Source organism: Rhodococcus sp. NPDC059968, assembly GCF_042738615.1.
In the GTDB taxonomy this organism is placed as follows: Bacteria; Actinomycetota; Actinomycetes; order Mycobacteriales; family Mycobacteriaceae; genus Rhodococcus_F.
The window spans coordinates 40,936-67,830 of record NZ_JBHWUE010000048.1; the positions used below are offsets into that span (position 1 = coordinate 40,936).

The 26,895-nt window shown below is 67.6% G+C and carries 29 protein-coding genes and 1 tRNA gene; 13 read left to right on the plus strand and 17 right to left on the minus strand.

Annotated features, from left to right (window positions below):
- Positions 1-10: 10 nt before the first annotated feature.
- Positions 11-1,396: an MFS transporter gene (locus ACFWAY_RS31440; RefSeq protein ID WP_378457432.1), complete on the minus strand. Its 1,386-nt coding sequence runs from the start codon at positions 1,394-1,396 to the stop codon at positions 11-13.
- Positions 1,397-1,572: 176 nt separating this feature from the next.
- On the opposite strand from ACFWAY_RS31440, the gene nhaA reads away from it, so the two are divergent.
- From nhaA to ACFWAY_RS31455, 3 genes are read left to right on the plus strand one after another with little or no spacing between them, the layout of a single operon-like run.
- Complete coding sequence (gene nhaA / locus ACFWAY_RS31445; protein ID WP_378513280.1) at positions 1,573-2,808, plus strand: Na+/H+ antiporter NhaA; 1,236 nt, start codon at positions 1,573-1,575, stop codon at positions 2,806-2,808.
- A complete protein-coding gene (locus ACFWAY_RS31450) occupies positions 2,805-3,329 on the plus strand; it encodes a phage holin family protein (protein WP_378457434.1) in 525 nt (174 codons plus the stop codon). Before nhaA ends, ACFWAY_RS31450 begins: the two co-directional genes overlap by 4 nt.
- A gap of 9 nt (positions 3,330-3,338) precedes the next feature.
- Complete coding sequence (locus tag ACFWAY_RS31455) at positions 3,339-4,277, plus strand: alpha/beta fold hydrolase (protein WP_378457435.1); 939 nt, start codon at positions 3,339-3,341, stop codon at positions 4,275-4,277.
- A gap of 7 nt (positions 4,278-4,284) precedes the next feature.
- Here ACFWAY_RS31455 and marP read toward each other — a convergent pair whose 3' ends face one another.
- The 4 genes from marP to nth are packed head-to-tail and all read right to left on the minus strand — an operon-like array spanning position 4,285 to position 7,750.
- Positions 4,285-5,475, minus strand: coding sequence for an acid resistance serine protease MarP (gene marP / locus ACFWAY_RS31460; protein ID WP_378513281.1), 1,191 nt, complete (start codon positions 5,473-5,475; stop codon positions 4,285-4,287).
- Positions 5,472-6,233 carry an NUDIX hydrolase gene (locus ACFWAY_RS31465; protein WP_378457437.1) on the minus strand — a complete coding sequence of 254 codons (762 nt, stop codon included), beginning with the start codon at positions 6,231-6,233 and terminating at the stop codon, positions 5,472-5,474. Before ACFWAY_RS31465 ends, marP begins: the two co-directional genes overlap by 4 nt.
- Positions 6,230-6,892, minus strand: coding sequence for a TlpA family protein disulfide reductase (locus ACFWAY_RS31470; protein WP_378513282.1), 663 nt, complete (start codon positions 6,890-6,892; stop codon positions 6,230-6,232). The genes ACFWAY_RS31465 and ACFWAY_RS31470 overlap by 4 nt, the downstream gene beginning before the upstream one ends.
- 12 nt (positions 6,893-6,904) lie before the next feature.
- Entirely contained in the window at positions 6,905-7,750 is an 846-nt protein-coding gene (gene nth / locus ACFWAY_RS31475; RefSeq protein ID WP_011596762.1) for an endonuclease III, read from the minus strand.
- Positions 7,751-7,771: 21 nt separating this feature from the next.
- On the opposite strand from nth, the gene ACFWAY_RS31480 reads away from it, so the two are divergent.
- Positions 7,772-8,044, plus strand: a complete 273-nt coding sequence (locus tag ACFWAY_RS31480; protein ID WP_005248489.1) for a hypothetical protein — start codon at positions 7,772-7,774, stop codon at positions 8,042-8,044.
- 219 nt (positions 8,045-8,263) lie between these two features.
- A complete protein-coding gene (locus ACFWAY_RS31485) occupies positions 8,264-8,938 on the plus strand; it encodes a Crp/Fnr family transcriptional regulator (protein ID WP_005256089.1) in 675 nt (224 codons plus the stop codon).
- Between the two features lie 64 nt (positions 8,939-9,002).
- On the opposite strand, the gene ACFWAY_RS31490 is transcribed toward ACFWAY_RS31485, so the two are convergent.
- From ACFWAY_RS31490 to ACFWAY_RS31500, 3 genes are read right to left on the minus strand one after another with little or no spacing between them, the layout of a single operon-like run.
- A complete protein-coding gene (locus ACFWAY_RS31490) occupies positions 9,003-9,794 on the minus strand; it encodes an MBL fold metallo-hydrolase (protein WP_378457440.1) in 792 nt (263 codons plus the stop codon).
- A 4-nt stretch (positions 9,795-9,798) separates the two neighbouring features.
- Positions 9,799-10,275 carry a RidA family protein gene (locus ACFWAY_RS31495; protein WP_095868274.1) on the minus strand — a complete coding sequence of 159 codons (477 nt, stop codon included), beginning with the start codon at positions 10,273-10,275 and terminating at the stop codon, positions 9,799-9,801.
- 5 nt (positions 10,276-10,280) lie between these two features.
- A complete protein-coding gene (locus ACFWAY_RS31500) occupies positions 10,281-10,445 on the minus strand; it encodes a DUF4177 domain-containing protein (protein ID WP_005248493.1) in 165 nt (54 codons plus the stop codon).
- 55 nt (positions 10,446-10,500) lie between these two features.
- Here ACFWAY_RS31500 and ACFWAY_RS31505 point away from each other — a divergent pair, with 55 nt between their 5' ends.
- Positions 10,501-11,517 (plus strand): ArsA-related P-loop ATPase, encoded by a 1,017-nt coding sequence (locus tag ACFWAY_RS31505; RefSeq protein ID WP_378457442.1) that lies wholly within the window; start codon positions 10,501-10,503, stop codon positions 11,515-11,517.
- Positions 11,514-12,653: an ArsA family ATPase gene (locus tag ACFWAY_RS31510; protein ID WP_378457443.1), complete on the plus strand. Its 1,140-nt coding sequence runs from the start codon at positions 11,514-11,516 to the stop codon at positions 12,651-12,653. The genes ACFWAY_RS31505 and ACFWAY_RS31510 overlap by 4 nt, the downstream gene beginning before the upstream one ends.
- A gap of 67 nt (positions 12,654-12,720) precedes the next feature.
- Here the strand turns inward: ACFWAY_RS31510 and ACFWAY_RS31515 are convergent, their stop codons facing one another.
- Positions 12,721-13,044, minus strand: coding sequence for a WhiB family transcriptional regulator (locus ACFWAY_RS31515; protein ID WP_005248496.1), 324 nt, complete (start codon positions 13,042-13,044; stop codon positions 12,721-12,723).
- Between the two features lie 258 nt (positions 13,045-13,302).
- Between ACFWAY_RS31515 and ACFWAY_RS31520 the strand changes: the two genes are divergently transcribed.
- Positions 13,303-15,648, plus strand: a complete 2,346-nt coding sequence (locus tag ACFWAY_RS31520) for a penicillin-binding protein (protein ID WP_378513299.1) — start codon at positions 13,303-13,305, stop codon at positions 15,646-15,648.
- 55 nt (positions 15,649-15,703) lie between these two features.
- Here ACFWAY_RS31520 and ACFWAY_RS31525 read toward each other — a convergent pair whose 3' ends face one another.
- Positions 15,704-16,171 carry a GatB/YqeY domain-containing protein gene (locus tag ACFWAY_RS31525; RefSeq protein WP_378457444.1) on the minus strand — a complete coding sequence of 156 codons (468 nt, stop codon included), beginning with the start codon at positions 16,169-16,171 and terminating at the stop codon, positions 15,704-15,706.
- A 67-nt stretch (positions 16,172-16,238) separates the two neighbouring features.
- Between ACFWAY_RS31525 and ACFWAY_RS31530 the strand changes: the two genes are divergently transcribed.
- The 3 genes from ACFWAY_RS31530 (at position 16,239) to ACFWAY_RS31540 (ending at position 18,473) form a co-directional block, all read left to right on the plus strand.
- Complete coding sequence (locus ACFWAY_RS31530) at positions 16,239-17,210, plus strand: metallophosphoesterase (protein WP_378457445.1); 972 nt, start codon at positions 16,239-16,241, stop codon at positions 17,208-17,210.
- A 54-nt stretch (positions 17,211-17,264) separates the two neighbouring features.
- Positions 17,265-17,338: transfer RNA gene (locus ACFWAY_RS31535), tRNA-Pro, on the plus strand.
- A 127-nt stretch (positions 17,339-17,465) separates the two neighbouring features.
- On the plus strand, positions 17,466-18,473 hold the full coding sequence (locus ACFWAY_RS31540; protein WP_378513283.1) for an ABC transporter substrate-binding protein: 1,008 nt from the start codon (positions 17,466-17,468) through the stop codon (positions 18,471-18,473).
- Between the two features lies 1 nt (position 18,474).
- On the opposite strand, the gene ACFWAY_RS31545 is transcribed toward ACFWAY_RS31540, so the two are convergent.
- From ACFWAY_RS31545 to ACFWAY_RS31555, 3 genes are all read right to left on the minus strand, one after another.
- Positions 18,475-19,278, minus strand: coding sequence for a metal-dependent hydrolase (locus ACFWAY_RS31545; protein ID WP_378457447.1), 804 nt, complete (start codon positions 19,276-19,278; stop codon positions 18,475-18,477).
- A gap of 304 nt (positions 19,279-19,582) precedes the next feature.
- Complete coding sequence (locus ACFWAY_RS31550) at positions 19,583-21,052, minus strand: catalase (RefSeq protein WP_378513284.1); 1,470 nt, start codon at positions 21,050-21,052, stop codon at positions 19,583-19,585.
- A 53-nt stretch (positions 21,053-21,105) separates the two neighbouring features.
- On the minus strand, positions 21,106-21,564 hold the full coding sequence (locus ACFWAY_RS31555) for a Fur family transcriptional regulator (RefSeq protein ID WP_378450641.1): 459 nt from the start codon (positions 21,562-21,564) through the stop codon (positions 21,106-21,108).
- Between the two features lie 93 nt (positions 21,565-21,657).
- On the opposite strand from ACFWAY_RS31555, the gene ACFWAY_RS31560 reads away from it, so the two are divergent.
- Positions 21,658-21,969, plus strand: a complete 312-nt coding sequence (locus ACFWAY_RS31560) for an ArsR/SmtB family transcription factor (protein ID WP_378513285.1) — start codon at positions 21,658-21,660, stop codon at positions 21,967-21,969.
- Entirely contained in the window at positions 21,966-22,376 is a 411-nt protein-coding gene (locus ACFWAY_RS31565; protein ID WP_378513286.1) for an SRPBCC domain-containing protein, read from the plus strand. The genes ACFWAY_RS31560 and ACFWAY_RS31565 overlap by 4 nt, the downstream gene beginning before the upstream one ends.
- A gap of 17 nt (positions 22,377-22,393) precedes the next feature.
- On the opposite strand, the gene ACFWAY_RS31570 is transcribed toward ACFWAY_RS31565, so the two are convergent.
- The 4 genes from ACFWAY_RS31570 to ACFWAY_RS31585 are packed head-to-tail and all read right to left on the minus strand — an operon-like array spanning position 22,394 to position 26,817.
- On the minus strand, positions 22,394-23,044 hold the full coding sequence (locus ACFWAY_RS31570; RefSeq protein WP_378450644.1) for a hypothetical protein: 651 nt from the start codon (positions 23,042-23,044) through the stop codon (positions 22,394-22,396).
- Complete coding sequence (locus ACFWAY_RS31575) at positions 23,028-24,740, minus strand: FAD-dependent oxidoreductase (protein ID WP_378513287.1); 1,713 nt, start codon at positions 24,738-24,740, stop codon at positions 23,028-23,030. Before ACFWAY_RS31575 ends, ACFWAY_RS31570 begins: the two co-directional genes overlap by 17 nt.
- The gene (locus ACFWAY_RS31580) at positions 24,737-26,227 is read right to left on the minus strand and encodes a flavin-containing monooxygenase (RefSeq protein ID WP_378513288.1); all 1,491 of its coding nucleotides are present in this window, start codon (positions 26,225-26,227) and stop codon (positions 24,737-24,739) included. The genes ACFWAY_RS31575 and ACFWAY_RS31580 overlap by 4 nt, the downstream gene beginning before the upstream one ends.
- Positions 26,224-26,817 carry a TetR/AcrR family transcriptional regulator gene (locus ACFWAY_RS31585; RefSeq protein WP_378450647.1) on the minus strand — a complete coding sequence of 198 codons (594 nt, stop codon included), beginning with the start codon at positions 26,815-26,817 and terminating at the stop codon, positions 26,224-26,226. Before ACFWAY_RS31585 ends, ACFWAY_RS31580 begins: the two co-directional genes overlap by 4 nt.
- Between the last annotated feature and the right edge of the window lie 78 nt (positions 26,818-26,895).

The window sequence follows — 26,895 nt, forward strand, 5'->3', positions numbered from 1 at the left end:
CGCACGGGGGCTACGCCCCTACGTCGTCGAGCGACTGGTCGCGCGTCTCGCGCATGACGAGCAGCGCGACGAACGTGAGCGCGGCGGCGATCAGCAGGTAGATGCCCACCCAGCCGACGCCGTGCGACGTGGCGAGCCAGGTGGCGATGAACGGCGCGACGGCGGCACCGAGGATGCTGGCGGTGTTGTAGGCGATCCCCGAACCCGTGTAGCGCACGTTGGTCGGGAACAGCTCGGGCAGAACGGCGCTCATCGGCCCGAAGGTCATGCCCATCAACAACATTCCGATGGCCAGGAATACGAGCATGCGGGCATTGCCCATGCCTTCCTGGTTCAGCATCACACCGAACGTGAGCCCGAACACCATGATCAACCCGGTGATCGTGAGCAGCGTGATGCGGCGCCCGTAGCGGTCGGCCAGCCACCCCGACACGGGGACTGCGGCCGCGAAGAACAGGACCGCGATCAGCTGGAGGACGAGGAAGTCGGTGTAGTGGAAGCCGGCTCCGGTGCCGCCCTGGGCGGGGGTCTTGCCTGTGCCGTAGCTGAGCACCCAGGTGGTCATGATGTAGAAGAGCGTGTAGGTGGCGAGCATGACGAACGTGCCGATGATCAGCTGACGCCAGCTGGTCTTGAACACCTCGGCCAGCGGGGTCTTCACCTTCTCGCCCCGCGCGACGGCGCGGGCGAATACGGGGGTCTCCTCGAGCTTCAGCCGCACGTACAGACCGATCATCACCATGATCGCGCTGAGCAGGAACGGGATACGCCAGCCCCAGGTGAGGAACGCGCCGTCCAGGTCGGGGGTGCTGTTGTCGTGGTCCAGGAACAGCGTGATGATCAGGAACAGACCGTTGGCGAGGAAGAACCCGATGGGTGCGCCGAGCTGCGGCCACATGGCCGCCCAGGCCCGCTTGCCCTTCTGCGCGGTCTCGGTCGCGAGCAACGCCGCGCCACTCCACTCACCGCCCAGTCCCAGACCCTGGCAGAAGCGCATCAACGCCAGCAGCGCGGGCGCGACGAGGCCGATCTGGTGGTACGTCGGCAGCAGGCCGATCACGAACGTGGCGATACCCATGGTGAGGAGTGAGCCGACGAGCGTCGTCTTGCGTCCGATGCGGTCGCCGAAGTGGCCGAACAGGATCGAGCCGAGCGGCCGGGCGACGAAGGCGAGACCGAACGTGGCCAGGGACGCCAGCAGGGCGGTGGTGCCGTTTCCCTTGGGGAAGAACAGGTGTGGGAACACCGACACGGCCGCGGTGGCATAGATGTAGAAATCGTAGAACTCGATGGATGTTCCCACCATGCTCGCGACGACGATCCGGCTTCTGGGTACGCCGGCGACGGTGGCCCCGCCGTCCGGTTCGGGCTTCGACGTATCGACGGCACTGCTCACTCGACTTACTCCTGCACGATGCTATTTCAACTATTGGGACGACAGTCCATTCCTTAGGAATTGAACACCTCGTGTCTTTCGCTTGGCAAATTGGATAAGCTCATCTCGGTGCGCCGGGAAGTCTGGTCGGCAGAGCATTTGCCGTACCCGGACCACATCGAAAGCGAGCGACCCCGGTGACCCAGCCTCTCCGCTCCGAACTCTCCCGCTACCTCCGCACCGAGACGGTCGGCGGTTCGATCCTGCTCGTCGCCGCGGCGATCGCCCTCGTGTGGGCGAACTCCCCCGTCTCGGATTCGTACTTCGCACTGCGCGACTGGCCGATCGGCCCGCAGGCGCTCCACCTGAACCTGACGGTCGGGACGTGGGCGCAGGACGGGCTGCTGGCGGTCTTCTTCTTCGTCGCCGGCCTCGAACTGAAGCGGGAACTGGTGGTGGGCGAACTCGCCGACCGCAAACGCGCCCTGCTCCCGATCATCGCGGCCTGCGGCGGCGTGGTGGTGCCCGCGATCATCGCCGCGACGATCGGCGCCGGCACTCCCGGCATGGACCGGGGCTGGGCCATCCCGGTCGCCACCGACATCGCGTTCGCACTGGGTGTGCTGGCGCTGACCGGGTCTCGCATCCCGGCGAGCGCCCGAGTGTTCCTGCTCAGCCTGGCCGTCGTCGACGACCTTCTCGCGATCGTGCTCATCGCGGTCCTGTTCACCAGCTCCATCGCCCTGCTGTGGCTGCTGGGCGCCGCTGTGTGCCTGGCCGTCTACGCGTTCGCCCAGCACCGGCGCATCACGACCCCCCTGCTCTACGTTCCACTCGCGCTGCTCACCTGGTACTGCATGCACGACGCCGGAATCCACGCCACACTCGCCGGCGTCGCGCTCGGCCTCCTCACCCGGGTCCGGCGCGACCCCGGCGAGCGCGAATCCCCGGGCTCCCGCCTCGAGCACCGCATCCAGCCGCTGTCGGCAGGCGTCTGCGTCCCGATCTTCGCCCTGTTCGCGTCCGGGGTGGCCCTGAGCAGCGAGCTCTTCGGGCAGCTGTTCACCAACCCCATCTCGCAGTCCGTGATCGCGGGGCTCCTCGTCGGCAAGACCGTCGGCATCTTCGGCATCTCCTGGCTCGCGATCCGCCTGGGTATCGCGAAGAAGCCGCGAGCACTGGGGTTCCGGGACATGTTTGCCCTCTCAGTGCTCGGTGCGATCGGGTTCACCGTTAGCCTTCTCGTAGCGGATCTCGCGCTTGCGGGAATCGGTGACGGCAGCGAGGCCGAAATAGCTAAGGTCGCGGTGCTCGTGACATCGTTGACAGCGTCGCTGATCGGATCAGCGTTACTGTGGCGACGCGGTCGGGCCCATGCGGCCCGGAAGGATGACTCGGAAGTGCAAGAGCTACCTGGAGGGGTCGACAAGTGAGCATCACTCACGGCAAGGGAGACAGCCCGCGATACACGGGAGACGGGGTGCCGAACACGGTGTCGTCGATCCCGCTCACGGACGTGGACGCTCAGACACCCGGCGAGGCGAGCCTCGGCACGCTGGTCAAGCATGCGACCGCGCAGGTGTCCACCCTGTTTCGCGCCGAGGTCGAGCTCGCCAAGGCCGAGGTCACCGGTGAGGTCAAGAAGGGTCTGCAGGGCAGCCTGTTCTTCATCCTCGCGTTCACCGTGCTGCTGTTCAGCTCGTTTTTCTTCTTCTTCTTCCTCGCCGAACTCCTCGACGTGTGGATCGCCCGCTGGCTGGCGTTCCTGATCGTCTTCCTGATCATGGTCGTGGTGACGGCGGTCCTCGCCCTGCTCGGTTATCTGCGGGTACGCAAACTCCGCGCACCCGAGAAGACCATCGACTCCCTGAAGCAGGCCAGGTCGGTGCTCCCGACGTCGTACTCGGATGCGGAAGCCCATCTCGCATCATCCAGCGGACGTCACGCGCGGTAACTCGCTCCTGTGGCACCACCCGATCCGTCTACCGTCCGTTTCGACGGCCCCTGGATTCATCGCGACATCCATGCCAACGGAATCCGCTTCCACACCGTCGAGGTCGGCGCGTCCGCACCGGATGCGCCGCTCGTCGTCTTGCTGCACGGGTTCGCGGACTTCTGGTGGTCGTGGCGCCATCAGCTGACCGCGCTGTCCGCGGAGGGGTACCGGGCCGTCGCCGTCGACCTCCGCGGCTACGGCGATTCCGACAAACCGCCGCGCGGCTACGACGGGTGGACGCTGGCCGGCGATATCGCCGGCCTCATCCGGGCCATGGGCTACGGCGAGGCCACCCTCGTCGGGCACGCCGACGGTGGCCTCGTCTGCTGGGCGACGGCCGTCCTGCACGCTCGCCTCGTCCGGTCGATCGCACTGGTCAGCTCGCCGCATCCCCTCGCGCTCAAGCAGGCCGTCCTCCACGACCGCTACCAGCGCAAGGCCCTGCTGCCCTCGTTCGTGTCCTGCCAGGTGCCGTGGCGTCCCGAACGTCGCCTCACCCGCGACAACGGGTCGGAAGTCGAACGGTTGATCCGCGAACGCTCCGGCCCCACCTGGACGGAGAATCCGGAGTTCGACGTCGTGATGTCACGGATGCGCTCGGCGATTCAGATTCCCGGGACCGCGCACTGCACCCTGGAGTACCAGCGGTGGGCGTTCCGCAGCCAGTTCCGCCCGGACGGCAGCCGGTTCATGGCGTCGATGGATCAGACGCTGCGGATCCCGGTCCTGCACCTCCACGGCGACCTCGACCCGTACGTGCTCGCGGACACCGTGCGCCGCAGTCACCGCTTCGCGCCCACCCAGCAGATGCACACGGTCACCGGTGTCGGTCACTACGCGCACTGGGAGGCCCCGGAACGCGTCAACGCGGCTCTGCTGGACCTCGTCGCACCCCGCACGGTCTGACCGACGGTCAGAGGATGCACGCCCCGGTGTCAACGGCGGCGGACGCCCCGGACGCCGCCTGCAGCAGGCGCGACACCTCGGCGGCGGTGAGCACGAAACCGGTGTCGCTGTTGTCGACGGCGGCGCCGAACACCACCCCGAGCACCCGGCCGTCGCTGTCGACGAGCGGTCCGCCCGAGTTGCCCTGCCGAATGGAACCGCGGACCGTGTACACCTCACGCTGGACGGTTCCCGCCCGGTAGATGTCGGGCCCACTGAGGTCCAGGATCTCGCGGATCCGCGCGGCGCTGGCCGTGTACGGCCCGCCGCCCGGGTAGCCGAGAACCAGGGCGTTGTCGCCGGTCTGGGCAGGCTCGGGCGCGAAGTGGAGTACAGGGGCGTCCAGTCCCGGCACCTCGAGCACCGCGACGTCGGCGGACGGGTCGAACAGCACGACCTCGGCGTCCATCGGCCCGTTCGCGGTGTCGACGACGATGCCCGCCGTCCCCGCGACCACGTGGGCGTTGGTCATCACCCGGTCGGGGGCCACGACGAATCCGGATCCCTCGAGCGCCCGCTGGCAACTCGGGGCCACACCCCGGATCCGCAGCACGCTCGATTGCAGCGAGGACGCGACCGGGCTCTCCAGGACGCTGGCGTCCGGCGGGTCGACGGTCGTGATGGGGGTGCGTCCGAACGGCCCGATGACGTCGGGAAGCCCGGACGTGTCGAGCAGGGCGGTGAACTCGGTGGGCAGTTGCCGCATCCAGGCGGGCGCGATGTTGTCGACAGTTTCGAGGACGGTCGACCCGCGCACCGCCGCCGCCAGCTGGGGCTGGGACGAGGACGTGAGCGGGATCGCCAGCAGCCACGCCGCGACGAACACCGCGACAGCTTGCACGCAGGCGCCGATCACGCTGTCGACGGACCGCGCGACCGGACTGTGCATGCTTCCTCGCGCGGCCCGGCCGAGGACCATGCCCGCGACTTCGCCGACGATCACCAGCACCACGATGAGGGCGATACCGACCAGCACGCGACCGCGGCCCTCGTCCACGTGCACCAGAACGTGCGGGGCGATCAGGATGCCCGCCACCGCACCGAGCACCACCCCGATGAAGGCGAGCACCGACGCCACCGCGCCCTGCCGCCAGCCGGACGTCGCGGCGACGAAGGCGATCAGCACGATCGCCAGGTCGATCCAGTGCGAGCCCGTCATCGCTCGGCCGCCGGCCGGCCGTGACCGTGGGTCAGATGGTCGTCGTCCAGGTCGTTGTCGAGTTCGGCGAGGACGGTGTCGAGGTCGCGGATGTCGTGGCGGTCCCACTCCTGTTCCCAGCCGGAGACCGCGAACAGGGCGGCCAGGATGCCGGCCGTGAAACCCCACACGAGCATGCCGTCGACGGCGAACGCGGGCCCCTGGTATCCGGCCGGGTGACGCACCTGGAACCGGTTCCGCGGATCGATCAGGGTGTGCACGGGTACGCGGGCGACACGTTCGGCCTCCGCGGGATCGACCACGCCGACCTCGCTGGGCTTCTCCCAGTACGCGAGGACGGGAGTGACGTCGAAACCGGACGGGGGGATGAAGATCTCCTCGAGCACGGCGAGCGGGCGGACACCCGACGGGTCGAGCCCCGTCTCCTCCTGCGCCTCCCGCAGCGCGGTGGCGATGGGTCCCTCGTCGCCGGGATCGCTGGCGCCCCCGGGGAAGGCCACCTGGCCACTGTGCTGACGCATCGTGGACGCACGCTGGGTGAGCAGGACGTCGGCGTCGGCAGGCAGGCCTCCCGACATCAGCGGGTCCGCCTCGACGGGACCGCCGAACAACACGAGCACCGCCGCCTCACGGGTGGTCGCGCCGCGGGGTGCGCGCCGATCGAGGACGGGGTTGATCCTGTGCGGGTCGGCCGGGGTCCGGTGCACGACCCGGCGGAGCCAGGGCGGAACGGCGACGCCGTCCACGGAGTTCGTCATGCCGCCACCCCCAAGTTCTGTTCGACGGCGTCCGCGATCTCGTCGACGCTGCGGAACGGCTGCGGCAGAACCTTCGCCACCGTGCCGTCGGGCCGGATCAGCACCGACACGGGCAGGACAGGCGGGGCTCCGACCGCGACACGGACACGCCCGTCGCCGTCCTGCACACCGGGAAGCGTGACGGAGTAGTCGACGAGCCGGGACAGCGCGCTGGACTCGTTGGGATCGGTGTGCACCGTAAGCACGGTAACCGCGTCACCCGCACGATCCGAAAACTGCTGCATAAAGGGCAGCTCCTCGGCGCAGGGGCCGCACCAGTAGGCCCACAGGTTCAGCAGCGCCGGTCTGCCACCGAGCGCGGCAGCCAGATCCACCTGGCTGCCGTCGCCCACGCATTCCAGCGTGATGCCGGACAGGACCGAACCCGGCGAAGGCTCGGACGTGGCCGTCGAGGCGGGGCACGATGCCAGGCCCGCCTGTGTCCTCAGTGCCGCGAGCGCGTCGGGATCGGCGCTCACCGCGGTCGGGGTACGACCACCCGAACCGAACCGATCCTGGTACGACGGCGCCTCCGCGTCGTCACCCCGCGGCCAGATCGCGACGACGAGAGCCACCACGACGACGAGGGCGGCCAGACTCCACCGCGCTGCGCTAGACACTCGTATCTACCCTCACCTGCCGGCCAGACGCAGCAGATGCTCCGTCTCCGGTCCACGAACCAGTTCGGCGGCGACGTCGGGGTCGATCGGGCCGAGCCCGTACGACGGACAGTCCTTCGCGAGCACACACACCCCGCAGGCGGGCTTGCGGGCGTGGCAGACGCGCCTGCCGTGAAAAATCACCCGGTGCGAGAGCAGCGTCCACTCCTTGCGCTCGATCAGCGCGCCGATCGCGTGCTCGACCTTGACCGGGTCTTCCTCCTCGGTCCACTTCCAGCGTCGGACGAGCCTCCCGAAGTGGGTGTCGACGGTGATCCCCGGCACATCGAACGCATTGCCGAGGATCACGTTGGCGGTCTTCCGGCCGATCCCGGGCAGCGTCACGAGGTCCTTCAGGTTGCCGGGGACCTCGCCGTCGAAGCGTTCGAGCAGAGCCTGCCCGAGCCCGATCAGCGAGTTCGTCTTGTTGCGATAGAAACCGGTGGACCGGATGTACTCCTCGAGTTCGGTGCGTTCGGCCTCCGCGTACGCCTTGGCGTCGGGATAGCGGGCGAACAGCGCCGGCGTCACCATGTTCACCCGCACGTCGGTGCACTGCGCCGAGAGGATGGTCGCGACCGCGAGGTCGAGTGGGGTGGTGAAGTCGAGCTCGCAGTAGACGTGCGGGAAGGCCTCGGCGAGCCGCCGGTTCATTCTCCGGGCGCGCCGGACGAGTCCGAGCCGGGTTTCGTCCTGCTTCGCGGCCCGCGAACGGGTGCGTCCACGCACTTCGGAGCCGTCGCTGGGGGTCGCATGCACGGGATCAACTCTACGGATACCCGACCGATCCGAATCGCCGCTGTGTCGCTTCTGAGACATTTGCAGTGTTTACTTCCCGGTATGCAAGGTCTCGCTGTGGTCCTCTTCCCAGTGCTGCTGATGCTGTTCGCGCTGGCAATGGAGCGGGTGGAGTTCAGACTCCGCCGGCTCACCGTTCGTCAGCAAGAGGTGGAAGAGTTCCTCGACCAGGCAAGTCACGACGAAGTGGCCACCCTGGCCCACGAAGGTTTCCCCCACGCATTGGCACGCTTCCATCGACGTCGCAAGGGTCGGTCGGGCTTCGAATCCGACGACGCCGCCGTCACCGAAGTGGGCTCGCGGCGCGCCAGCTGAGCGCTGGGAAGCCCCCGAATCAGCACACCGCAGGACGCATCCCCCGGTTAACTTTTACGACTTCCGTGGTATCGGTCACTCAGACCGAGCCGTCTCAACGTAGACTTCAGAGCCGTACCTGTTGCACAGCGACACGCCGCGGATCACCGGGGCATCGTCGACATGCAGCAAATCGCGCACAATATGCATACAGACGAACAATATTCCCAAGGAGCGCACGTGGACGACGTCCTGGCAAGAGCCGGCATCTTCCAAGGAGTCGAGCCCTCAGCGGTAGCGGCGCTGACCAAGCAGCTGCAGCCTGTCGACTTCCCCCGCGGACATGTCATCTTCAACGAAGGTGAGCCCGGTGACCGCCTGTACATCATCGTTTCCGGCAAGGTGAAGATCGGCCGCCGCTCGCCGGACGGCCGTGAGAACCTGCTGACGATCATGGGCCCGTCCGACATGTTCGGTGAGCTGTCCATCTTCGACCCGGGCCCGCGTACGTCCACCGCCACGACGGTCACCGAGGTCCGCGCGGTCAGCATGGACCGCGAAGCACTCAAGGCGTGGATCGACCACCGGCCCGAGATCGCCGAACAGCTCCTGCGGGTGCTCGCGCGCCGTCTGCGTCGTACCAACAACAACCTGGCCGACCTCATCTTCACGGATGTCCCCGGTCGTGTCGCCAAGGCGCTGCTGCAGCTCGCGCAGCGGTTCGGCACCCAGGAGGCGGGTTCGCTGCGCGTTACCCACGACCTCACGCAGGAAGAGATCGCCCAGCTCGTCGGCGCTTCCCGTGAGACCGTCAACAAAGCGCTCGCCGACTTCGCGCACCGCGGATGGCTGCGCCTCGAAGGCAAGAGCGTGCTGATCTCCGACTCCGAGCGCCTGGCGCGTCGCGCGCGGTAGTCCCCGCACCTACGACTTCGGCCACCCCCTCACACCGAGGGGGTGGCCGAAGTCGTTTCAGTGGCTAGTCGAGGCTGCGCAGGTAGGCGAGCTGCACGTTGACGGACTTCTCCGCCACCGGCCACAGCTTCGGGTCGACGTCCGAGTAGACGTGCTCGACCACGTCGCGGACGGTGGGTGCGCCGCCGAGCGCGCCGAGCGCGGCCCGCACCTGTTCGAGTCGCTCCTCGCGATGATCGAGGTACTGCTGCGCGACGACGTTCAGGTCGGGTAGTTCGGGTCCGTGGCCGGGCATCACCCGGTGTCCGGTTCCGAGGTCCAGTAGGCGGCGCAGCGACGACAGGTAGTCGCCGAGATCGCCGTCCGTGTCGTCGAGCACCGTGGTGCCGCGGCCGAGGATCGTGTCGCCGGTGAGGACGGTGCCCTCACCTTCCACGGTGAAGGACACCGAATCCTTCGTGTGCCCGGGCGTGGCGATCACCGTGAGGGTGAGCCCCGCGACGTCGATGGTCTCGCCGTCCACGAGGGTTTCGCCGCCGCCGCGGAGAAATTCGGGGTCCACCGACCGCACGGGCGCGCCGGTGAGTTCGAAGAACCGCTGCACCCCCCCGGTGTGGTCGAAATGACGGTGGGTGATCAGCGTCAGTGCGACCGGTCCGAGTGCCGCGACGCGGGCGAGATGCTCCTCGTCGGCGTCACCCGGATCGACCACCACACACTCGTCCCGGCCCGGCGCACGCAGAATCCACGTGTTGGTTCCGTCGAGCGTCATCATGCCGGGATTGTTCTCGAGCATCACCGAGACGATCGGGGTGACCTCCCGCACCTGGGCGTAGGCCGGATGGGCAAGCGTCATGGCGCTACGACTCCGGCCGCACTTCGGCGATCAGCTCCACCTCGACGGGGGCGCCGAGCGGCAATTCCGCGACGCCGACAGCCGAACGCGCGTGGGCCCCGGCGTCGCCGAACACCTCGCCGAGGAATTCGGAAGCGCCGTTCACAACGCCGGGCTGACCGGTGAATCCCTCGGCGGACGCGACGAATCCGACGACCTTCACGATCCGCACCACCGAGTCGATGCCGACGAGCGCGTCGACCGCCGCCAGCGCGTTGAGTGCGCAGGCCCGGGCCGCGGCCTTGGCGTCTTCGTCCGACACGCCGGCGCCGAGCTTGCCTGCGATCGTCAGCTTGCCCTCGACGATCGGCAGCTGCCCCGACGTGTAGACGTAGTTGCCGGTGCGCACGGCGGGCACGTAGGCGGCCACCGGCGGAACGACGGACGGCAGCGTGATGCCGAGCTCGGCGAGGCGGGCGGACCAGTTCTGTGTCTCTGCCACGGCCGTCAGCCCTTCGGGCGCTTCAGGTACGCGACGTGCTGCTCACCGGTGGGCCCGGGCAGAACCGTCACCAGTTCCCAGCCGTCGGTGCCCCACTGGTCGAGGATCTGCTTGGTCGCATGTGTGAGCAGCGGAACGGTGGCGTACTCCCAGGAAGTCAATTCACTCATGCCGGTGAGCCTATCCCCCGCACATCCCGGCTCCCAGACTTATAGGCTCGACCCCGTGGTTGCATCCTCAGACCAGCTCACCCCGACGTGGCCCGAGAAGGCCGCGCAGGCCCGGCTGCACTTCGTCTCCGGAAAGGGCGGCACCGGAAAGTCCACGGTGGCCGCCGCGTTGGCTCTCGCGCTGGCGGAGGGTGGGCGTCGCGTGCTGCTGGTGGAAGTCGAGGGCCGGCAGGGGATCGCCCAGCTCTTCGACGTGCCCCCGCTGCCGCCGAAGGAGACGAAAGTCGCGGCGGCCGAGGGTGGCGGGGAGGTCATGGCCCTGGCCATCGACATCGAGACCGCATTCCTCGAATACCTCGAGATGTTCTACAACCTCGGGTTCGCGGGCCGCGCGATGCGCAAGTTCGGCGCGATCGAGTTCGCCACCACCATCGCACCGGGGCTTCGGGACGTGCTGCTGACCGGCAAGATCAAGGAATGTGTGGTGCGCACCGACAAGTCCGGCAAGCGGGCGTACGACGCCGTCGTCGTCGACGCCCCGCCGACCGGGCGGATCGGCAACTTCCTCGACGTGACGAAGGCGATGGCTGACCTCGCGAAGGGCGGGCCGGTGCGCTCGCAGAGCGAGGGCGTGGTGCGCCTGCTGCATTCCGACGAGACCGTCGTCCACCTCGTGACGCTGCTCGAGGCGCTTCCGGTGCAGGAGACCACCGACGCCGCAGAGGAACTGGCCCGCGCCGATCTGCGACTGGGCACCATCGTCGTCAACCGCACCAGCCCGCAGTTCCTGCCCGCCGAGACGCTGGCCGACGCCGCGAAGGGTCGCATCGACGCCGAGGCCATTCGGGCCGGGCTGAAGAAGAGCGGGATCACCCTCGACGACGAGGATTTCGCCGGGTTGCTCACCGAGACGATCGAGCACGCGTCCGTCCTCGAGGCGCAGGAGGAGAGCGCCGGAGCGCTCAGCGAAGTGGACGGGGCGCGACTGCATCTGCCGTCCCTCGCCGACGGTGTCGACCTGGGCGGGCTGTACGAACTCGCCGAATATCTGACGGAACAGGGTGTCCGATGACCCAGACAACTGAACACGAGCGTCGCCGCACCGCCTCCGCTCTCGATGTCGCGGGGATTCTGGAGAACAAGGCCACGCGGATCGTCGTGTGCTGCGGCGCCGGTGGCGTCGGCAAGACCACCACGGCCGCATCGCTGGCACTGCGCGCGGCGGAGCAGGGGCGGAAGGTGGTCGTGCTGACCATCGACCCGGCGCGCCGGCTCGCTCAGGCCCTCGGCGTCGCGGAACTCGACAACTCGCCGCAACCCGTGCAGCTCGGACCGGAAGCGACGGGCGAACTGCACGCCATGATGCTCAACATGCGTCGCACGTTCGACGAGATGGTCATCGAGCACTCCACACCGGAGAAGGCCGAGCAGATTCTCGCGAACCCCTTCTATCAGACCGTCGCCACCTCGTTTTCGGGAACGCAGGAGTACATGGCGATGGAGAAGCTGGGGCAACTCGCCTCCAGCGACAAATGGGACCTTGTGATCGTCGACACCCCGCCGTCCCGCAACGCCCTGGACTTCCTCGACGCACCCCAGCGTCTGGGCGCATTCCTCGACGGTCGCATGATCCGGTTGCTCACCGCGCCGGGTCGCGGTCTCACCCGGCTCGTCACCGGTGCGATGGGCCTCGCGCTGCGCGGCGTCTCCACCATCGTGGGTAGTCAGATGCTGTCGGACGCCTCGAGTTTCGTGCAGTCACTGGACTCGATGTTCGGCGGTTTCCGGGAAAGGGCAACGCGCACCTACGAATTGCTCCGGCAGCCGGGCACCAAATTTCTGGTGATCGCGGCAGCGGAGCCGGATGCACTGCGGGAGGCGGCGTTCTTCGTCGACCGGCTCGCGGGCGACGAAATGCCGCTCGCGGGCCTCGTCCTGAATCGGACGCACCCCACTCTCAGTTCCCTGTCGGCCGATCATGCGGTCACTGCCGCCGACCAACTCGGGGACCAAGACCCCCTCACCGCTGCTGTGCTGCGGATCCACGCCCATCGGGCGGTGATCGCCAAGCGTGAGGTCCAACTGCTGACCCGGTTCACGGCCGCCCACCCTCGGGTGCCGATCGTCGGCGTGCCCTCACTGCCGTTCGAGGTGTCGGACCTCGAGGCCTTGAGAGCGGTAGGTGACCAGCTCACCCGCACGAGCTGATCAGCTCGCTGCCGGAGAACCGGTCACCGCCTGTGGCTTAACTGTCCTGAGAATCAGATCCCGAACGTCAGACAGCGGACTGGTGCTGCCGCTGAGCTTCGAAGAAATCGGACCATGATTCCACCTCGGGGTGCTGCTTGAGCAACGCCCGGCGCTGACGTTCCGTCATGCCACCCCACACGCCGAACTCGACACGATTGTCGAGAGCATCGGCTCCGCACTGCATCAATACCGGGCAATGCCGGCAAATGGTTGCGGCCTTGCGCTGTGCTGCGCCGCGTACAAAGAGTTGATCGGGATCGACTTCCCGGCAACGGGCCTGGGTGACCCAGGCGATTCGCGCTTCTGCTTGCTCGACGTCCAGACGGCTGGTTGGGGTGGTCATGTGCATTCGTTTCCCCTCTTCGAGTCTGCGCAACTCAGCACGTAGCACGCCGAGGCTGCACCACATAAGCGATGGGGTGTTATCTCCATCACACTGTTCCAACAATTTAGGTAAAGAAACCGCAACGCGCAAGACGAAGAACACGCTTTTTTGGTACGCCCGTCCATACCCCGTGCTCAGGGCTTTTTCCTGGCCGAATTCCGCGCCCAACCAGCGCACCCTCAGACCCCACGTAGTCTGTAGATCGTGTCGATTGCAAAAACAGTGGGGAAGCTCGCAGGATCCTCCGCCTTGGCAGGAGTGCTCCTCGCCGGCGTGATGTTTCCTCTCGCCGGCGGGTTCGGTTACGCCTCCAACAGGGCGGCTGACACCGTCGACAACGTCTCCGCCGAACTGGTCGAAGGAACGGTTCCCGCGGTCTCGACGATGGTCGACTCGGCGGGCAATCCCATCGCGTGGCTGTACGACCAGCGGCGCTTCGAAGTGCCCAGCGACAAGATCTCCAACGAGATGAAGCTCGCCATCGTTTCCGTCGAGGACCGCCGGTTCCCGGAGCACAAGGGCGTCGACTGGCAGGGCACGATGCGCGCCTTCCTGACCAACACCACGAGCGGAGAGGTGCAGCAGGGCGCGTCCACCCTCGACCAGCAGTATGTGAAGAACTACCAGCTGCTCGTCGTAGCCAAGACCGACGCCGAACGCCGTGCGGCGATCGAGACGACGCCCGCCCGCAAGATCCGCGAGATCCGGATGGCGCTGACGCTCGACAAGGAACTCACCAAGGACGAGATCCTCACCCGTTACCTCAACCTGGTGCCGTTCGGCAACGCCTCGTTCGGCATCCAGGACGCCGCACAGACCTACTTCGGCATCGACGCGTCCGAACTGAACACGCAGCAGTCCGCGATGCTCGCCGGCATGGTGCAGTCGAGTTCGGCGCTGAACCCGTACACGAACCCCGAGGGCGTCCTCGAACGACGCAACGTGGTTCTCGACACGATGATCTCGAATATCCCCGAGCGCGCCGCCGAGCTCCGGCAGCTCAAGGAGACGCCCCTCGGCGTGCTGCCCGAGCCCAACCGGCTGCCCCGCGGGTGCATCGCCGCCGGCGACCGCGGCTTCTTTTGCGACTACGCCCTGCAGTACCTGGCCAATGCCGGCATCAGCCGCGAGCAGATCGACAAGGGCGGCTACCTGATCAAGACCACGCTCGACCCCGCGGTCCAGGCGTCGACCAAGGCGGCGCTCAGCGCGAACGCCAGCCCGGGACTCGACGGCATCGCGAACGTCATGAACGTGGTCCAGCCCGGCCAGGATTCGCACCGGATCCTCTCGATGGGAAGTAGCCGCACGTACGGCCTCGATGCGAACGCCAACGAGACCGTGCAGGCGCAGCCGTACTCACTGGCCGGTCACGGCGCCGGGTCGATCTTCAAGATCTTCACGACGGCCGCGGCCATGGAGAAGGGCCTCGGCACGAACGCCATCCTGGACGTGCCCGGGCGGTTCGAGGCCCGGGGCATGGGTAGCGGTGGCGCGCGCGGCTGCCCCGCGTCCACGTACTGCGTCGAGAACGCGGGCAAATACCCGGCGGCGCTGTCGGTGACGGACGCGCTGGCACAGTCGCCCAACACCGCGTTCGTCAAGCTCATCCAGGCGACCGGCGTCGCCCCCACCGTCGACATGGCGGTGCGGCTGGGTCTGCGCTCGTACGCCCAGCCCGGCACGTCGGGATTCGACGACCGCAGCATGGCCGACTTCCAGAAGGATCAGAACCTGGGTTCGTTCACCCTCGGGCCCACCTGGATCAATCCCCTGGAACTGTCGAATGTCGCGGCGACGCTCGCCTCGCACGGCAAGTGGTGCCCGCCCACCCCCATCGATTCGGTCTTCGACCGTGAAGGCAAGCCCGTCTCGGTCACCCAGCAGGCCTGCGAGCAGGTGGTCGAACCGGGCCTCGCCGACACCCTCACCAACGCCATGAGCAAGGACGACAAGCCCGGCGGCACGTCCGCCGCCGCGGCGGGCAGCGTCGGCTGGACGCTCCCGATGGCAGGCAAGACGGGTACCACGGAGTCCCACATGTCCTCGGGCTTCCTCGGATTCACCAACAACTTCGCCGCCGCCGTCTACGTGTTCGGTGACTCACCGACGCCGGGTGAGATCTGCTCCGCCCCGCTGCGGCCGTGTGGCGACGGAAACCTGTTCGGCGGAAACGAACCGGCGCGGACCTGGTATGCGGCGATGAATCCGATCGCCAACAACTTCGGGCCGACGACGCTGCCACCGGTCGACCAGAAGTACGCGCGGGGTTCCCAGAACGGTCAGGTTCCGGACGTCACCGGGCTGAGCCAGTCGGCCGCGACGTCCCGTCTGCAGGGCGCGGGGTTCACCGTGAACGCGGTCACCACGGAGTCGCAGGCGACCAAGGGGACGGTCACGAGTTCATCGCCGTCCGGTTCGGCCATTCCCGGGTCGACCATCACGATCTACGTCAGCGACGGATCGGTGAAGGCCGCACCCCCGCAGGCGCCGGCTCAGGGGATCCCCGTTCCGCCCATCCAGCTGCCCGGCCTGCCGCCGATCCAGCTGCCGCCCATACCTCGGTGACCGCAGGTGAGTGGGAAAGTGTGTCGACGCACGCTTTCCCACTCACCTCGGGGAGTCAGAGCCGGGACTTCACCGCGTGCGAGAGCCGCGAACCATCCGCCTTGCCGCCCGCGAGTGCGCCGGCGGCCTTCATGACCTGACCCATCTGACGCACGCCGGGACGCTCACCGATTTCCTCGGCCACCTGAGCGATCGCGGTGTCCACGACGTCGACCAGTTCCGCGTCGGTCAGCGGCGTCGGGAGGTACTCGTCGATGATCTGCGCCTCGGCTCGCTCCTGCGCTGCCAGCTCACCTCGACCGTTCTCGGTGTAGATCTCGGCGGACTCGCCGCGCTTCTTCGACTCCTTCGCGAGGACCTTCAGCACCTCGTCGTCGGTGAGTTCGCGGGCTTCCTTGCCGGAGACCTCTTCGGTCTGCACGGCGGCCATCAGCATGCGGATGGTGGCGGTGCGCAGCGAATCCCTGGCCTTCATGGCGGCCGTCATGTCGGAGCGCAGTCTTGCTTTCAGTGAATCTGGCATGGGCGAAACGCTACGCGCCCCGATTCGTCCACTGCATCTCGATTGCGCTCATCAGTATCCTGGAAGAGTGTCTGACGAGTTCCGTGCCAACCTGACCCGCGCCGCCCTGGGTACGGCGGGTGCCGCCGCCCTCGGCATCGGCTACGCCTCGCTCATCGAGCGCAATGCGTTCGCGCTGCGTGAGGTCACGATGCCGGTACTCGAACCCGGGTCGTCGACGCTCCGTGTGCTGCACATCAGCGACCTGCACATGATGCCCGGACAGCGGCTGAAACAGAACTGGCTGCGGGAACTGGACAACCTCGACCCCGACCTCGTCGTGAACACCGGCGACAACCTGTCGCACCAGCGGGCGGTGCCCGCAGTGGTCCAGGCGCTGGGGAATCTGCTCGCCCGCCCCGGACTGTTCGTCTTCGGCAGCAACGACTACTTCGCGCCCAAGCCGAAGAACCCGCTCGAGTACTTCCGCAAGGAACACAAACGCGTCCTCGGGGAGCCGCTGCCGTGGGGCGACCTGCGGGCCGCGTTCACCGAGCGCGGCTGGTTCGACGTCACGCACGTCCGCCGCGACCTCGAGGTGTCGGGTGTCCGGATCGCGTCGGCCGGTGTCGACGATCCGCACCTCAAGCGCGACCGGTACGACACCATCGCCGGTCCGCCCAATCCGCTGGCCGATCTCCGGCTGGGCATCACCCACTCGCCCGAGCCGCGGGTGCTCGACCGGTTCGCGGACGACGGCTACGACCTCGTGCTGGCGGGCCACACGCACGGTGGTCAGCTGTGCGTGCCGTTCTACGGCGCGCTGGTCACCAACTGCGACATCGACCGTTCGCGGGTGAAGGGTCCGTCCAAGTGGGGTGCGCACACCCAGCTGCACGTGTCCGCGGGGATCGGGACGTCGCCGTGGGCGCCCGCCCGCTTCTGCTGCCGCCCCGAGGCGACGCTCCTGACGTTGGTTCCGGCTCAGCGCGGCGGCTCGGACGCCGACGCCGCCCGGGGTCGCACCGAGTCGTCGGAGAGCACCGTTTTACGCAACTGACCAGGGGATTTAATGGTGACTGGCTGGGTAATGTAAGCTAGCCGAGGTTCAACACGGGGTGTGGCGCAGCTTGGTAGCGCGCTTCGTTCGGGACGAAGAGGTCGTGGGTTCAAATCCCGCCACCCCGACAGTGTGAGACACCGAGAAGAGGCCTTGACCGGTTCGCCGGCCAAGGCCTCTTCTGCATGGTGGAGGCGTTTTCCGGTTGTAAGACCCCGCGAACACCCGACCGAAACCTCAGGCTAGCCTCACCTCATGTCTTCGAGGCTCTACGTACGCGCCGGGCTGGTTGCCCTGGCCACCGTCTTTCTCGCCGCCTGCGGCACCACCGACACCGGGTCGTCCGCCGGCAACGCCGACGTCGCCACCGGCGGCCGCCTGTTCGCCACGGCGGACGCCGAGACCGCCAAGCTCGGCACCGACGCCGAACCGGGCGTCTACCCCCGAACCATCACCCACGCGCTCGGGGAGACCGTCATCGAGAAGAGGCCCGAACGGGTGATCGTCCTCGACGGCGGTGAGCTGGACGACGTGCTCTCCCTGGGAATCACGCCCGTCGGGCTGGCCAGCCCCGAGAGCGCCGCCGGTCAGCCGTCCTACCTCGCCGACAAGCTGGCCGGGGTGCCGGACGTCGGGACGACCAACAACCTGAACCTCGAGGCGATCTCAGCGCTGCAGCCCGACCTGATCGTGGGCAGCAAGCTGCGCGCCGACAAGCTGTACCCGCAGCTGTCGTCCATCGCACCGACCGTGTTCGGCATCCGCCCCGGTTTCCCGTGGAAGGAGAACTTCCTGCTGGTCGCCGATGCCCTCGGTGCGGAGACCAAGGCGGAGGAGGTGCTCAACGCCTATCAGACCCGCGCCGACGAGGTCCGGGAGTCCATCACGGGCGAGCCGACGATCTCGCTGGTCCGGTTCATGTCCGGCAAGATCCGCCTGTACGGCAATCTGTCGTTCATCGGCGTCATCCTGGAGGATGTCGGACTTCCGCGTCCGACGGTGCAGAACGTCGACGAACTCGCCGTCGAGGTGAGCCAGGAGACGATCGGTGAGGCGAATGCCGACCGGATCTTCTACTCCAGCTACGGCGCGCCCGAGACCACCGACGAGTCGACCGTGGTCGGCGGCCCGCTATGGAATCAGATGCAGGCCGTGAAGGACGGCAAGGCCGTGAATGTGAGCGACGAGACCTGGTTCCTCGCGCTGGGGCCCACCGGGGCGATGCTCGTCCTCGACGACCTCGAGAACATGCTCGCGGTTTGAGTCACTGCGGGGCAGGCATGAACGCGTCGTAGATTGCCTGCGGCGCACCGTCCATGGCCCAGATGACCATGAGCCCGACGGCCACCGTGAGGGCGGGCCCGAGCACAACCTTCTCGAAGGGCCCGCCCGCCCGGATGGACAGGAACGACGGAAGCCGGAACTCCCACCACCGTTCCTTGCCGAGTGTGAGGAACGGGGCGAGGAAGGGGACGCCTTCCTTGGTGATGGCGTCCCCGAGGCAGTGGGTGGCGCAGCCCAGGGCCACCGCGACTCCGAGTCCGGTGGAACCGGCCTCGGTGGGATACGACTGCCAGGTGAGCGCGGACAGCACTGCGGCGACCGCCGAAACCGCCAGCCAGCCTTTTTCTTTGGCCAGCTCCCCGGCCAGCCCTCGGAGGGCGAGCCCGAGGCAGACGAACAGCGTCGCGATGATGGCCGGCTTGCCGAACTGGACGACCAGCGCGGACACCCCGGCCCCGATGCCGGCGGCGAACAGGGCTGTGTGGGTGAGCGTGCGGTGCCCGCCGCGCCGCTTGCCGTCGCGTTTGCCCTTGGTGACGGTGTAGAAGCCCAGCGACACCGCGTCGACGCCCTTCGCTACGACACTGCTGACCGGACCGAACGAGCGCGAGACCGTGGACTGGCTCGTGTCCAGGTCCGGGAGAAGCGCCGCTCCGGCGCACACCGCCGCGAACGTGAAGGTTTCGGCGGTCGAGGTGGGGCCACCCCAGTCGAGGGGCAGCAGATCTGCCACCGCCAGACCGACAGCCGCACCGGACATTGCATGGGTGGGACCCATCACCATGGAAGACAGCACCTTTCGACCCCGACTCGGGACACGGTCATCCGAGCCGGTGTCCTGACACCGCCCAACCTAGCAACAACATCCGACACACCCGTCACACCCCTGTGAGTACTTGTTAACCGCGGGGGGTTAACAAGTACTCACGGGCGCGAAGCGCAGTGGCGTCCGCACCCGCCGAAGGGGGATGATGGATTTGTGCGTGCAGTCGGGCGAAGGAGGGTCGTCGTGGAAACTGTGATCGTGTTCGTTCTCGCCGTTCTGCTCTATTGGTGGGGCCTGCTCTGAGCCTGCCCCACCGACGACATCAGTTCTGGCTCTGCCCTTCCCGGACACCGATTTCCACTCGCTTGCCCAGGTCGGGGTCGACGCTCTTCCAGTAGTCGAAGACCCGCAGCAGAACCGGTTCGCTGACGCCGCCGAGCGCGTGGCCGACGATGTTGTTCACCAGGCGGTCGCGTTCGTCGTCGCCCAGAACCTCGCGGACGAGCGTGCCCGCCTGCGTGAAGTCGCCGTCTTCGGCGTGCTCGATGTAGCCGGCTCGCACCGACTCACCGTCGAACGCCCACAGGCCCTCGTCGCCCGCGAGCGACGCGTCGGCATGGGGGCCGCCGTACGAGTTCGGCGCGTACACCGGGGTCTCGGGCGAATTGGTGGCGTACCGCATCGCACCGTCCTGCGAGTACGAGTTCACCTGGTTCTTCGGCGCGTTGACCGGCAGCTGCGCGTAGTTGGCGCCGATGCGGTACCGGTGAGCGTCGGCGTAGGAGAAGACCCGTCCCAGCAGCATCTTGTCGGGCGAGAAGCCGATTCCCGGAACGACATTCGACGGCTCGAACGAGGCCTGCTCGATCTGCGCGAAGAAGTTGTCGGGGTTCCGGTTGAGGGTCCACTTGCCGACCTCGATCAGCGGGTAGTCCTTCTGCGACCACACCTTGGTGAGGTCGAACGGGTTGAACCGGTAGCCCTCGGCCTCGTCGACGGGCATGACCTGGACCTTCAGCGTCCAGCTGGGGAACTCGCCGTGGGCGATCGTGTCGTACAGGTCGGCGCGGTGATGATCGGGGTCGTTGCCGGCGAGGGTGTCGGCCTCGTCCTGCGTGAGGAACTCGATGCCCTGATCGGTCTTGAAGTGGTACTTGACCCAGAACCGGTCGCCGTCGGCGTTGACCCACTGGTACGTGTGCGAGCCGAAACCGTCCATGTGACGCCACGTCTTCGGGATTCCACGGTCGCCCATCAGCCAGGTCACCTGGTGCGCGGACTCGGGCCGCAGCGTCCAGAAGTCCCACTGCATGTTGTGGTCGCGCAGACCGGATCCCGGCAGTCGCTTCTGCGAGTGGATGAAGTCGGGGAACTTGATCGGGTCCTTGATGAAGAAGACGGGCGTGTTGTTGCCGACGAGGTCGTAGTTGCCGTCCTCGGTGTAGAACTTCACGGCGAATCCGCGCGGGTCACGCCAGGTGTCGGGGCTGCCCTGCTCGCCGGCGACGGTGGAGAAGCGCACCAGCGACTCGGTCTTCGCGCCGGGCTGGAACAGCGTGGCCTTCGTGTAGCGGCTCACGTCGTGGGTGACGACCAGTTCGCCGAATGCACCGCCGCCCTTCGCGTGGACGACACGCTCCGGGACGCGCTCGCGGTTGAAGTGGGCGAGCTTCTCGATCAGGTAGTGGTCGTGCAGCAGGATGGGGCCCTGCGTGCCCGCAGTGAGGGATTCGTTGTCGCTGGCGACGGGAATTCCGAAGTTGTTGGTGGTGGCGCGCTGTGTTTCAGGCATGGCAAAGCCTCCAGGTTGCATCGGGTGAGGGTGTAGCGGTGGGGACGGACGGGTCAGGACAGGGCTGCTGCCGACCCGGTTCCGGTCTGCGCGCCGGTCTGGCACTGCGAGCAGAGCCCCCAGAAGACGACCTCGGCCTCGTCGATCTCGAAACCGTGGGCCTGCGAAGGGTCGAGGCACGGAGCCTCACCGACGGCGCAGTCCACATCCACGACGGTCCCGCAGCTGCGGCACACGAGGTGGTGGTGGTTGTCTCCGGTACGGGTTTCGAACCGTGCGGGCGATCCCGCGGGCTCGATACGTCTGAGCAGGCCGGCGGCGGTGCACGCCTTGAGAACGTCGTATACCGCCTGGGTGGAGACCGATCCCAGCTCTTCACGAACTACGGCCGCAATGTCGTCGACGTCGGAATGCGGCCGTACGGCAACCGCATTCAACACTGCAACGCGTGGTGCAGTGACACGCAGGCCTACCCCGCGCAGCTGCGCTTTGGGGTCCGTGTCGTGTCGCATGTGTTCAAGTATCGCGCTTTTTTGGAATTAGTCAAGAAAAGGATGTGTCGGAAAATCTTGACATGTCGGAGATCTCCGACATAAAGTCGCGGTGTGCCCGACGACGACGTCTTCCTCGCCCTCGCGAACCCCGTGCGACGGCGCCTGCTGGAAATCCTGGTGGACGGACCACTCACCGCCGGGGACCTCGCCGGCCGGTTCGACCTCAGCCGACCCGCGGTGGCAGAGCACCTGCAGGTGCTGCGCCGGGCCGGGCTCGTCCGCGACGAACCGTCGGGACGGCAACGGCACTACCACCTGACCGCCGACCCGCTCGCCGACGTCGGCGACTGGCTGCACCCGTTCGAGCAGTTCTGGCGTGGCCGCTTGCGCACACTCGCCGACTTCCTCGAGGAGGACTCGTGACCGACCGCACCACCACCAAGATCTCCGTCGACCAGTTCATCGCCGCGCCGCCCGCCAAGGTGTGGCGCGCCCTCACCGAGCCGGAACTGCTCGCCCGCTGGTGGGCCGCGGGCGACATCGCCGCCATGGTCGGGCATCGGTTCCACCTCGACATGCCCGGCTGGGGCGCCGTTCCCTGCGAAGTGATCGAGATCGAACCCGAACGACGCTTCGTCTACACGTTCACCGAGAACTGGACGCTGGTCTGGCGCCTCGCCCCCGAGGGTGCGGGCACTCGCCTGTTCCTCGATCATTCGGGCTTCGACCTCGACGACAAACGCAGCCGCGACGCGTTCGAGCGGATGGGCCCGGGCTGGCGCGACACCGTGCTGCCACGTCTCGCCGGCGTAGTCGCGGACATCGAATAGCGACCCGCCTGAGCGGGTCAGCGTAGCTGCGCGGGTCCGGTGGTCATCCGGCCGTCCGTTATCACGATGCCGTGATGCGTGCCGGGCGTCAGCCAGTCACCGAGAGTGGGACCTTCGGCCGCCACGTCCACGCGGGCATATCGGAAATGGCCCCGAAGTCGCGCGGATGCCGTCACGAGGCCGTGGCCGCCCTCGCCCGGTTGCGCGAACCCCAGCGCTCCGGCGATGGGCAGTCGCGGTCCACGCGGCCGAGTGCTCGTGGTGACGCGCCACGCGTCGGACGACGCCTCGAAGTCGCCGTGCACGTCGCCGTCGAACTCGGCCGGCACCTTCGGCAGACTCCAGTGCACGCGTCCGCCGTGTACGGAGGGTTCCGAATCCACGGCGATGAACGGGACCGCCATGCGCGGCAGGACGCCGATCCGACGGCCGGGCGCGCGGAGCACCGGACTGGCGAGAATTTCCCGATAGGCGCCGACCGGCGAGTCGAGGTAGTCGACCATCATCGCGAGGGTCAATGGCACGGTGGCGCCGTCGGGTCCGAGCGCGCGAGCGGCCGTGGTGCTGCGATGCCACCACAGTGTCGCGCGCACCCCCGCCGGCCACGGGGGCGGCGAGCTCTCGGGCCAGTCGGTGCGCTGGGTGGTCGATTCAGGCACGCTCCACATCGGCTGTCTCCCTTCGGGTCGCGACCGTCAGTGGAAGCCGCAGCGCACCCGGCGCGACCGCGGGTACCACCGGATTCCGGGGCGGCGACGGTTCGATACGTACGTATGGCTTGCCCGGTTCGGGCCGGGCATCGACCTCACCCTTGTTGGGCCACAGCGCGAACGCACGCTCGGCCTGGGCGGCGATGGTGAGCGACGGGTTGACGCCGAGATTCGCGCTCACCACGGAACCGTCGGCCACGTGCAGACCGTCGTGTCCGTACGCCCGCAGGTAGGGGTCGACGACACCGGTGTCCGGCGAGTCCCCGATGGTGCAACCCCCGAGGAAATGTGCGGTCATCGGAATGTTCACGACGTCGGCGAACGAGCCGCCGGGGTCTCCCCCGATCCGTTCGGCCACCTTGCGGATGGCCGCGTGACCCTGCGGGATCCATTCGGGCGGTGGATCTCCGGGTCCGGGACGGCTGGTCACCGCGCGACCGAGGCGGCCCTTTCCCTCGGCCAGTTCGAGCGAATTGTCGCCGGTCTGCATGACGAGCGCGATCACGGTACGTTCCGACCAGTGCCGCACCGACAGGCTGCGCACGAACGCCCCGGGGCGATGCAACGCCACACCGACCGTTTTCAGCAGCCGCGGCGTCCTGCCGCCGCCGTCGCTGAGGACGGTCTGCAACAGTCCGATCGCGTTGCTGCCCTTGCCGTACCGCACGGGTTCGATGTGGGTGTGATCGTCCGGGTGGAACGAAGACGTGATGGCCACGCCCTTCGTGAAGTCGGTGCCGCGGTTCTTCGCCGTGGCTGCGAGGACCGCCTCCGAGTTGGTGCGCACCACCGTTCCCAGCCTCGGCGACAACCGCGGCAGCGCACCGGATTTCTTCATCGCGAGCAGCAGCCGGGCGGTGCCGTACGTGCCTGCGGCGACCACCACCTGGTCGGCGGTGAACGTGCGCTCCCGCCTGCGGATCCCGTCGGTGCGGCGGGTCCGCAACTCGTAGCCGCCGCCCGCCCGGGGCCGCAACTCCTTCACCGTCGTCAGCGGATGTACCCGGGCGCCCGCTTTCTCGGCGAGGTGGAGGTAATTCTTGACGAGCGTGTTCTTCGCGCCCACACGGCAACCCGTCATGCAACTGCCGCATTCGGTGCACCCCGTGCGCTCGGGCCCCTCACCTCCGAAAAACGGGTCGGCCACCCGCGATCCCGGTTCGCCGAAGAAGACGCCCACCGGCGTGGACGTGAACGTCTCACCGGCGCCCATCTCCTCGGCCACCTCGCGCATGACGGCGTCTGCGGGAGTGAACGACGGATTGGTCGTCACGCCCAGCATCCGTTTCGCCTGGTCGTAGTACGGGGACAGCTCCGACTGCCAGTCGGTGATATGCGACCACTGCTTGTCCTCGAAGAATCGGCGCGGCGGCTGATACAGGGTGTTCGCGTAGTTCAGCGACCCGCCCCCGACGCCCGCCCCGGCCATGACCAGGACGTCGGGGAGGAGGTGGATCCGTTGCACGCCGTAGCAGCCCAGCCAGGGTGCCCACAGGTAGCGCCGCAGCCGCCAGCTCGTCTCGGGCAGCTCGTCGTCGGCGAAGCGCCTGCCCGCTTCGAGAACGCCGACCCGGTACCCCTTCTCGGTGAGCCTGAGCGCCGCGACGCTGCCGCCGAAACCGGAGCCGACCACGATCACGTCGTAGTGCGTCACGCGACGGTCTCCTTCGCGGCCCTGCGTCGTGAGACGTAGTTCTCCTGGTCGAAACGCTGCAGCTGGGAGCGGAACTTCCAGGTGAAGGTCGGCCACTGGACGGAGTTCCGCCCCTCGGAGTCGTAGTACCAGCTCGAGCAGCCGCCCTTGTTCCAGACGGTGGTCTGCAGTTCGGACTGGATGCGGGTGTTGTACCGACGCAGCGCCTCCTCGGTGACATCGAAGGCGGCGATCCCGCTGTGGTGCATCACCTTCAACGCGTCGGCGATGTACGCGGACTGCGATTCGAGCATGTAGACGATGGAGCTGTGCCCGAGGTTGGTGTTGGGACCGTACATCAGGAACAGGTTGGGGAAACCGGCCACGGTGGTCCCCTTGTACGCACTCGGGCTCCCATTCCAGTGCTCGGCGAGGGTCCGGCCGTTCGCCCCGCGCAACGCGTGCGCCACAGGCGGTTCCGTCGGCGTGAAGCCCGTCGCGAAGATGATGGTGTCGACCTTGTGCACGCCCCCCACCGCGTCGACGACGCCGTCCGGCGTGACCCCGGCGAGTCCCGCGTCGACGAGCGTGACGTCGGGACGGTCGAGGGTCCGGAGCCAATCGTTCGACAGCAGCATCCGCTTGCAGCCGATCGTGAAGTTCGGCGTGAGCTTCCGGCGCAGTTCGGGATCCCGCACCTGCCGGCGCAGGTGCACCTTGGCCACCATTTCGAATATCGGCAGCAGCCCGGTGGCGTGCGCGAGCACACCACCCAGGGCTTCGCGGAAGCTGTACACGGACCCACGGACGGCCTTCTGCACCAACGGCAGTCGCCGGTAGAGGCCCTTCTCGGAGCCGGACAGTTCGCGGTCGAGGCGCGGGATCACCCAGGCGGGCGTGCGCTGGAACACGGTGAGATGCTCGGCCACGGGGGCGATCTCCGGCACGAACTGCACCGCGGACGCACCCGTGCCGATGACGGCCACACGCTCACCGGTGAGGTCGTGGTCGTGGTTCCACGTGGCCGAATGGAACGTGGTGCCGCCGAACGTCTCCAACCCGGGCATGTCCGGGACGCTGGGCGTCGACAGCGCACCGGTCGCGGCCACCACGACGTCCGCCGTCAACGCTCCGCGACTCGTCCGGACGGTCCACACGGCCGCGTCGTCGTCCCAGTGCGCTTCCTGCAGTTCGCAATCGGTCACCACCCGGGACTGCACCCCGGTGTCGGCCGCGACCTTCTTCAGGTAACGGTGGATCTCGGGTTGGCGGGCGAACGTGTGACTCCAGTCGGCGCTCGGCGCGAACGAATACGAGTACAGCGACGTCGGGACGTCGCACGCACACCCCGGGTACGTGTTGTCTCGCCACGTGCCGCCGACGTCGTCGCCGCGCTCGATGATCAGGACGTCGGCCTGCGGCTGCGACTGCAGGATGCGCGCCGCCAGTCCCATCCCCGCGAAACCTGCCCCCACGATGAGGGTGTGTACGTGCTGCGGAAGATTCACGACTTCTCCACCTTCGATTCCCACACGGGCAACAGCCGCGCGCGTAGTGACTGTTCGGCCTCGGGGGTGCGGAACAGTGCCGACACCGCCAGACCGCGAACCAATTCGATACTGAGCTCGATGGCGTCGGCGTCGAACCGATCGCCGAACACCTCCACCGACCCGCGGCGCAGAGCGTCGTTGACCTTCCGCTCGAGGGGAACCGTCGCCTCGTACAGCGCCGGGTCGGTACGGGCGGCCACCCACAACTCGAGGGCCGCGTAGAACAGCGGGCCGGAGAAGGCGTCGGCGAGCACCTCGACGCCGCGGCCGGCATCCACTTCGGCGGCGAGGATCTCCTCCATCCGCTTGTCCACGAGATGTTCCACGGCAGCCACCACCAGCGACTCCTTGGTCGGGAAATGGTGCAGCTGCGCGCCGCGCGACACCCCCGCCCGCCGCGCGATTCCCTGTGTGGTGGTGCGGGCGTATCCGAGCTCGACCAGGGAGTCGACGGCCGCGTCGAGCAGCTTCGTGCGCATCGCCGCGGTCCGCTCGGCCTGCGTGCGGGTCGGTTTGACCACTTCTGTGTCAGGTGTCACACCCAGCACTGTAGGCGGAAAAAAGAAAACAGTCCAGACTGCTTTTAAGTTTGCGCTCCGCGCCTGTGAGTACTTATTAACCGCCGG